Origin of the sequence: Companilactobacillus futsaii JCM 17355, from assembly GCF_001435505.1 — a bacterium.
GTDB lineage: Bacteria > Bacillota > Bacilli > Lactobacillales > Lactobacillaceae > Companilactobacillus > Companilactobacillus futsaii.
This window is the reverse complement of record NZ_AZDO01000071.1, coordinates 1-1,331: the sequence shown is the minus strand read 5'-3', so window position 1 is coordinate 1,331 and position 1,331 is coordinate 1. Positions and strand designations below refer to the sequence as shown.

Here is a 1,331-nt window from a genome sequence, read left to right as displayed (position 1 = left end):
TACCTTGGTACCCACACTATGCGCAAAACTGGGGCTTATCGCGTTTATACGCAATCAAATTATAATATTGGCTTAGTCATGAATTTGCTAAATCATTCCAGTGAAGCAATGACTTTAGCTTATTTAGGCTTAGACCAGGCTAGTACTGAAACGATGCTGGATAAAATTGATTTTGGTTAGGAGGCTGGCTTTATGGATTTAGATTTTAAATCAAACAAGTATGATCTTTTTGATGATTGGCATCAAAACAAGACTAAACAAGAGTTTACACAAAAGTTGCAACGGCAAGCTCAAATTGAAAAAACACACCTGCCAAAATTATTGTCGCGTGAAGATTTAAAAATTCGTTGGCAGATGAACTCTCGTCAAAGTGTTCATCAAGTTGCTAGTAAGCCTGATTTTCCGCAACCCGTTTTTGCTTTTAATCATGGTAAGACGCCACTTTACTTAGCAACTGAAATTCAAATTTTCGAAATTAATCACCCTTGGGTAATAACTCCCGGTGCTCGTCTTGCTTATAGTCATTGGATCCTTCGTAATGTGATTGATTAATCTTGAGATTTGGCTCTAGGCTTTTTATCGTTGGCGCTAGCCTTCTAATACAAATAATACCCATCGAAATGGGTATTAAATCTACCCTTGACAAGTGTCAAGGGTGTAAGTGCGCATTGACCTCGTTTCACTCGGTCTGCTGATAACCATACAATCAATTTTTCTCGTTATTTAATTGAGCATATTTTTAATTCAATTTATGTTTGCACCTAAACTAAGATTGTTATGTTTTAAATATTTAAAAAGTGTTGCGGATTACGCTGTTTTAAGCCAATTTTTTTAATCGTTCTGTGTAAAGAATCTTTATGATTTTTGTAACAAATTTGGAATAACGGTACTGTAAAATCTGTAAATCTAAACTGAAAGTATTATTTTGATGTTAGGAGTAATCAAGATGGACGAAAAGAAAGTATTAAAACCAATTGATAAAATGCTTGCTGATCCTTGGCAAGTTGATATTCAAGAATTGTTTGAAGCTTCTTTCAATGAACCTGACGAGATCAAAAAGAATTTGTATGATTCCCTGTATACTTATGTTTTGCAAAAAAGACAAGAAGATATTATTAATCGTCCTGGCTTCGTTATTTAGCCCTCTAAAAGCCTGTTGAGGGCTTTTTGCTTTTGCTTTGGTATAAATGTATATGAATGGTCTTAAAATCGCTAGAAACGAGAAATAAGGCCCTTAAAAAGGAATATAGCAGTTAGATTCTTGTTAAGATTCAAAAAAACTAACTGTTTGCTGTCAATGGTAGCGGACGAGCAAAGCGTGGGAGCATAAG

At 34.8% G+C, this 1,331-nt stretch carries 2 protein-coding genes and 1 pseudogene; all 3 read left to right on the top strand.

What is annotated here, in order from left to right; genetic code table 11:
• Positions 1–180, top strand: a pseudogene (locus tag FC88_RS12615) (site-specific integrase); the annotation flags it as partial.
• 12 nt (positions 181–192) lie between these two features.
• Entirely contained in the window at positions 193–552 is a 360-nt protein-coding gene (locus FC88_RS05895; RefSeq protein WP_012660358.1) for a hypothetical protein, read from the top strand.
• Positions 553–928: 376 nt separating this feature from the next.
• Positions 929–1,141 carry a hypothetical protein gene (locus FC88_RS05890; RefSeq protein ID WP_057813740.1) on the top strand — a complete coding sequence of 71 codons (213 nt, stop codon included), beginning with the start codon at positions 929–931 and terminating at the stop codon, positions 1,139–1,141.
• The last annotated feature ends 190 nt before the right edge of the window (positions 1,142–1,331 follow it).

Bases quoted from the DNA above. Each gene is read 5' to 3' on its own strand.
- FC88_RS05895 (WP_012660358.1), top strand. From the start codon at position 193: ATGGATTTAGATTTTAAATCAAACAAGTATGATCTTTTTGATGATTGG.
- FC88_RS05890 (WP_057813740.1), top strand. From the start codon at position 929: ATGTTAGGAGTAATCAAGATGGACGAAAAGAAAGTATTAAAACCAATT.